Here is a 6,228-nt window from a genome sequence, read left to right on the forward strand (position 1 = left end):
TGATAGCCGCTGGAGATTTGTGCGATCAGCTGAGAACGGTTAAAGATGACCGAGAAACAGCCTTGATCAGGCAGGCCGCGGCAATCAGTGATGCCGCAGCCGAATATGCCCGCCAGATCGCCCACGCAGGCATGACTGAAATTGAGCTAGCCTGGGAAATTGAAAGCCATATGCGCCAGAACGGCAGCGAGCCGGTAAGTTTTTCCGTCATTTGCGCTTCTGGCCCCAATTCTGCCCTGCCCCATGCTAAACCCACACAAAGGTCAATAAACCCCGGAGAACCGATTGTACTTGATTTTGGAGCATGCGCAGGCGGTTACACAAGCGATCTTACGCGCACAATCTACTGCGAAGAACCTGACAGCCAATTTAAAAAGCTGTATAATATTGTGCTTTCTGCTCAGCAGGCAGCTATTGAAAAGATCCGGAGTGGAATGAAAGCCAGTGAAGCCGATGCTATTGCCCGTAGCGTAATTCAAAATGCTGGATATGGCGATTACTTTGGCCACAGCGTGGGGCATGGTATTGGATTAGAAGTCCACGAAGCACCTTTCCTGGGTCCGTCTTCAAAAGACACGCTGGAAGAAGGCATGGTTTTTACAATCGAACCTGGTATTTACCTCCCCGGATGGGGAGGAATACGCATTGAGGACGATGCGCTTTTACAAAACAACGGGGTTGTGCTTCTGTCCAAAGCAACCAAATAATTTAAGAAATCATTTTTAATCGAACGAGGAGAAAAGTATGATAGGTGGTACCGAACTGAGAAAAGGCGTAGTAATTGAACTGAACGATAAATTATATCAGGTTGTTGAGTACCAGCATGTTAAAATGAAGCGCACCGCTCTGGCTAAGGTAAAATTGCGCGATATCATCGGCGGACATACCATTGAGCAGTCTTTTCAATCTGGGGATAAGTTTGTTCGCGCCAGGCTGGATTACAGACCGGTTGAATATATTTATAAAGACGGCGAGCTGTACTACTTCATGGACAAAGAAACATTTGAACAAATTCCCCTTGGCGCCGATCTGCTGGGAGACTCTGTATATTACCTCAAAGAAGGCGTTACACTGGAAATGGGAAGCTACAAGGAGAAGTTTATCAGCATCGAGCTGCCAATCACCGTAGAATTGAAAGTAACTCATGCTGAACCTGGCTTTAGAGGAGATACCGCTAACGCCGGAACCAAACCAGCCAAACTGGAAACAGGTCTTGATATCCTTGTACCGCTTTTTATAAACGAAGATGATGTTATCCGTGTCGATACCCGCTCAGGCAGCTATCTGGAAAGGGTCAACAATTAAAATTGCTTAAAGCTGACCTGCACGTACATACACTATATTCGGGAGATTCCAGCAGCCCGCTTGATGAAATTATTGAGCACAGTCTGAAGCGCTCTATCAATTGTTTGAATATCTGCGATCATAACACTGTTGAAGGCGCCCTGCAACTAAGGGAATTAGCTCCGTTTACAGTGATTGTATCTGAAGAAATTGAGAGCACAGAAGGCGAGATAATGGGCTTGTTCCTTGAAGAAACCATACCGCCGGGTATGTCTCCTGAGGATACTATATTTGCAGTCAGGCAGCAGGGCGGCCTGGTGTGCATTCCTCACCCTTTTGAAGTTTTTCGCTCTTCGGCCATGAAAGAACATTCTATCGAAAGAATCAAGCACATGATTGACATGGTAGAATTCAGAAACGCCAAAACACTCCCTTTTCAGGACATCGACCGTCCCCTGAAATTTGCACGGGAAAACAAGCTGCGCATGACCGCTGGAAGTGATGCACATACCGTACGGGAAATCGGTAATTATTACCTGGAAATGCCAGAATTTAGCAATCCAGCCCAGTTTCTTTTATCGCTGGATGCAGCTAAAATGGGTGGTGATGGCACCAATTTTTCAACCCATTGTTATTCCCTATTCCAACGGTTCCGCACCAAGTTAAGCCGCTAAAAAGGTCTATTTCTTACCGGGCTTTTTTGCCGGTTCTTCTTTATCCACCTTGCCGATAATATCGTCAATCAAACCATATTCAAGGCTTTGCTGAGGATTAAGATAATAATCCCGATCGGTATCATGGATAATTTTCTCCAGGGATTGTCCGGTATTTTCGGAAAGTATCCGGCGGATAATCTCCTGAAGGCGCAGGATTTCACGAGCAGCGATTTCAATATCAGACGCTTGCCCCTGAGCACTGCTTATCGCCTGATGCATGTGAATGGTGGAGTTAGGCAAAGCATAACGTTTGCCTTTTTTACCGGAGCAGAGAAGAACGGTCGCCATGCTGGCTGCCATGCCCATGCATACCGTAGAAACGTCAGGACGAATCAACTGCATCGTATCATAAATGGCAAGTCCAGACGAAATAACACCACCTGGTGAATTTATGTAAAGCTGTATATCTTTTTCCGGATCTTCCCTATCCAGGTAAAGCAACTGGGCAATAATTACATTTGCAACCTGATCATTAATCGGAGAGCCAAGAATTACAATTCTTTCTTTGAGCAAAAGGGAATAGATATCAAAAGCCCTTTCACCTCTGGCTCCGCTCTCTATAACCATCGGAATAACATTCTCTGGTCTATACATTATCTTCCTCCTGATTCGTTTCTTCCTTTTCTTCCTGTTTTACTGAGGTTTTTTTAGTAGGTTTCTCGGCATATTCCTTCAATTTTTGTAATGCCTTTACCGTAAGTAAATCAGCTCTGATGTTATTTGCAATTTCCGGATTTTTTAAAGCTTGCATTCGTTCTTCTTTTTGTTCGCCATATCCGCTTGCAATGCGTTCGATTTCCGCATCGAGCTCTTCATCTGTAACAGTAATGCCTTCCTCTTCCACAAACTTGGTCAGTACAAGTGAACGCCTGAGTCTTTCCTCAGCTGGCTTCTTATACTGAGCCTGAAGGCTTTCATAGCTGTTTTGCTTCAGCCGTTCTTCGAATTCTTCTTTTGATCGGCTGTAATTACGCCATTGGCGCAACTGGCTTTCTATCATTTTATCAGCTTCTGAGTTAACCAGGATTGGCGGGTATTCCAATTTACTCTTTTCAACCAGTTCTTCTACCAGATTAAGTTCATAATCGGTGGTTGACTTCTGATTTTCGCGATTCTCCAGATTGGTCTTGATCCGCTGTTTGAGGGCTTTAATTCCATCAACATCCGGGGCGACCTTTTTTGCCAGCTCGTCATCTGCCGGGGGCATATCTTCTTCTTTTACTTCCAGCACTTTCGCCTGGAAATTGGCGATTTTGCCGGCCATCTCCGGAACTGGATAGTCTTCTCCCAATTCTAAATCAAAAGTTTTTTCTTCACCCGTTTTCATGCCCACAAAAGATTCCGCCAGACCTTTTAGGTAAGAAGGTTTATCTACCTGAATATGATACTGAGAAGATTTTTCTTTAATGAATGGCTTGCCTTCAACATTGCTCTCCAAATCTATGATAAGCATATCGCCATCTTTTGCCGGACGCTCAACAGGCAACCATGCTGACATTGAGCGGCGGATTTCTTCAAGCGTTTCGTCAACCTGTTTGGATGTAATTTTAACCTTTTTTTGCTTCGTCTTGAGCTTTTTATAGTCTCCCAGTTCAATCTTGGGTGGCAAGGGCACAGTGGCTTTCAAGATAGCCGGCTCCTGCTGTACAACCTCCACCTGTGGCCGGCCATAATAATCCAGTTTTTCTTCTATTATGGCTTTTTCAACCACGTCAGGAGCCAGTATCTCAATGGCATCCGCCTGAATTGCGTCTTTACCTACATGCTTTTCAAGAACCCGCCTGGGTGCCTTGCCCTTGCGAAAACCGGGTATATTAGCATGTTCTCCCGCATGCTTATAGGCTGCGTCAACTGCCTTTTTCATTTCTGCCTCATCGGCTTCAATGGTGAGTATCGCCTGACAATTTTCAAACTGTTTTTCTGTTATCCGCATTACTTCCCCTTTTTAGGTTATTTTCTCATCTATTTTTATATGCAAATCTTCAAGCTGTTCATCAGCTACAAAATCTGGAGCGCCAAAGGTAAGATCCTGGGCATTCTGGTTCTTGGGGAAAGGTATCACTTCCCGAATGGATGATTCCTGGCAGAGAAGCATTACGAATCTGTCGATACCGACCGCAACACCGCCATGCGGTGGCGCACCGTAGGAAAAGGCTTCGAGCATGTGCCCAAAGCGTTCATCGATCTGCTCATCAGTATATGCCAATAGCCGGAAGATCGTTCTCTGCAAATCGGCTTCGTGGATACGTATACTGCCGCCGCCTATTTCATATCCATTCAAAACAAGATCATAATGCCGCCCGTGGACCTCGCCCGGTTTTTGGGCTACCATCGGTTTATCTTCTTCCCTGGGAGAAGTAAATGGATGATGCATTGAATCCCATCGATTATGTTCTGTATCCCGATAAAACAAAGGGAAATCAGTAATAAAGCAAAAGTGGAATAATTTTTCATCTGCCAGTGCCAAGCGATGTGCCATCTCACGGCGAAGCCGGTCCAGCACAGCACTGGTGATATCATCGGTACCGGCAGCTATCAATAGCAGATCTCCACCTTTAGCTCCAAGTTTTTTAGCTATTGCTTTTATCTGTTCGATATCCATGTATTTGGCAGCAATAGAATGAACGTTTTCCATATCAAGCTCATCGATTGAAACACCGGGCTCGCCCAAGGATACAGTAACAACACCCCCTGCACCAGTAGAGCGTGCAATATCGTTGAGTTCATTAAGCTCTCGCCGGCTATAGCTACCACAACCGGGTGCAGCAATTGCTCTTATCCTGCCCCCTGCCGACACTGCTTTTTGAAATACACCAAAACTGGTCTGAACCGCTATATCAGTTACATCCTTGATTTCTAATCCGTAGCGAAGGTCTGGTTTATCGCAACCATAACGCTCCATTGCATCTGCATAAGTCAGACGAGTAAAAGGAGAAATAACATTAATATCCGGCCTGGTAGCAGGAACTATACTGCTAAAAAGCTCTTCCATCAGCGCCATAACATCGGCTTCTTCTACGAAGCTCATCTCGATATCAAGCTGGGTAAACTCAGGCTGACGGTCGGCCCGAGTGTCTTCATCTCTAAAACACTTGGCTACCTGATAGTACTTTTCTAATCCGGCTACCATCAGCAACTGTTTCATCTGCTGCGGTGACTGGGGTAAAGCATAGAACTTACCCGGGTACACCCGTGAAGGCACCAAATAGTCACGAGCGCCCTCGGGAGTACTCTTGATAAGTATTGGTGTTTCGACTTCAGTAAATCCTTTGTCATCCAGGAAGTTGCGCATGTAGCGAACCACACGATGGCGGGTTAGCATATTATTCTTCATTCGCTGACGCCTTATATCCAGATACCGGTAACGCAAGCGAACGTTTTCATCGACTTCAACTTCTTCGTTTATGTAAAATGGAGGCGTTTTAGACTTGGATAGAATGACAACTTTTTTTACAATTATTTCAATATCACCAGTGGGCAATTTGGGATTCTGAGTGCCTTCCGGCCTCAGTGCTACCTGGCCAGTCGCCTGTATGACATATTCACTGCGCAGGGTGCTGCCAACTTCATGAACGCCGGCATCTATTTCCGGATTGATAGCGAGCTGGATTATCCCTGATACATCTCTCAGATCGATAAATATCAAGCCGCCATGATCGCGCCGCCGGTCCACCCAGCCAGCCAATGTTACAGTCTGCCCCAGGAGGCTGCTGTCAACCTCTGTAGCATTATGAGTCTTAAGCACTAATAACCTCCGGAGAAAATAAAGAAAACATATCCTGTGATTATATCCCAGTTTTACCTTATGCTTCAAACATGAGAAGTATTAAAACCACATCGGCCTGAATAAACAAAACGCGATGGCCAGCAAACCGGTTTTTTGATTTGCTGGCCATCAGTAAATTCTAACTTCAGGAAGGCGTAAGTGTTTTAACGGATTCTCCGTTTACCAGTCCCCTTAAACGTTAGCGAGTTTTTTCCCGGGCACGTATAACCAGAATTGGAATATCGCTGGTTTTTAATACTTCGTCAGTAACACTACCCAGCGCCCAACGTTTGATACCAGAAAAACCATGAGTAGACATGGCAATCATATTGGCACCAGATTCTTTGGCAGTTTTTATGATTTCTTCGGCTGAACTGCCAACTTTTACTATTGTGCGCACTGCAATCCCCCGCTTGCGTATGGGAGCAGCAATTTTCTCCAGATAATCCAGCGATTCCTTTT

At 45.3% G+C, this 6,228-nt stretch carries 7 protein-coding genes; 3 read left to right on the top strand and 4 right to left on the bottom strand.

Features of this window, described 5'->3' with window-relative positions; genetic code table 11:
* From PHX29_06735 to PHX29_06745, 3 genes are all read left to right on the top strand, one after another.
* A partial coding sequence (locus PHX29_06735) for a M24 family metallopeptidase (GenBank protein ID MDD5605579.1) occupies positions 1–707 on the top strand: 707 nt, incomplete at its 5' end.
* Positions 708–744: 37 nt separating this feature from the next.
* Positions 745–1,305 carry an elongation factor P gene (efp, locus tag PHX29_06740; protein MDD5605580.1) on the top strand — a complete coding sequence of 187 codons (561 nt, stop codon included), beginning with the start codon at positions 745–747 and terminating at the stop codon, positions 1,303–1,305.
* Between the two features lie 2 nt (positions 1,306–1,307).
* Complete coding sequence (locus tag PHX29_06745; GenBank protein ID MDD5605581.1) at positions 1,308–1,958, top strand: PHP domain-containing protein; 651 nt, start codon at positions 1,308–1,310, stop codon at positions 1,956–1,958.
* 6 nt (positions 1,959–1,964) lie between these two features.
* On the opposite strand, the gene PHX29_06750 is transcribed toward PHX29_06745, so the two are convergent.
* The 4 genes from PHX29_06750 to PHX29_06765 form a co-directional block, all read right to left on the bottom strand.
* Entirely contained in the window at positions 1,965–2,594 is a 630-nt protein-coding gene (locus PHX29_06750; protein MDD5605582.1) for an ATP-dependent Clp protease proteolytic subunit, read from the bottom strand.
* On the bottom strand, positions 2,587–3,933 hold the full coding sequence (tig, locus tag PHX29_06755; protein MDD5605583.1) for a trigger factor: 1,347 nt from the start codon (positions 3,931–3,933) through the stop codon (positions 2,587–2,589). Before tig ends, PHX29_06750 begins: the two co-directional genes overlap by 8 nt.
* A gap of 12 nt (positions 3,934–3,945) precedes the next feature.
* Positions 3,946–5,745, bottom strand: a complete 1,800-nt coding sequence (gene aspS / locus PHX29_06760) for an aspartate--tRNA ligase (protein ID MDD5605584.1) — start codon at positions 5,743–5,745, stop codon at positions 3,946–3,948.
* Positions 5,746–5,965: 220 nt separating this feature from the next.
* Positions 5,966–6,228, bottom strand: a 263-nt coding sequence (locus PHX29_06765) for a universal stress protein (protein ID MDD5605585.1), incomplete at its 5' end; no start/stop codon positions are given.

The sequence above is a fragment of the Dehalococcoidales bacterium genome, assembly GCA_028717385.1.
GTDB lineage: Bacteria > Chloroflexota > Dehalococcoidia > Dehalococcoidales > CSSed11-197 > CSSed11-197.

Excerpts from the sequence above, each read along its gene's own strand:
- efp (MDD5605580.1), top strand. The coding sequence starts at position 745 with ATGATAGGTGGTACCGAACTGAGAAAAGGCGTAGTAATTGAACTGAAC.
- PHX29_06750 (MDD5605582.1), bottom strand. The coding sequence starts at position 2,594 with ATGTATAGACCAGAGAATGTTATTCCGATGGTTATAGAGAGCGGAGCC.
- tig (MDD5605583.1), bottom strand. The coding sequence starts at position 3,933 with ATGCGGATAACAGAAAAACAGTTTGAAAATTGTCAGGCGATACTCACC.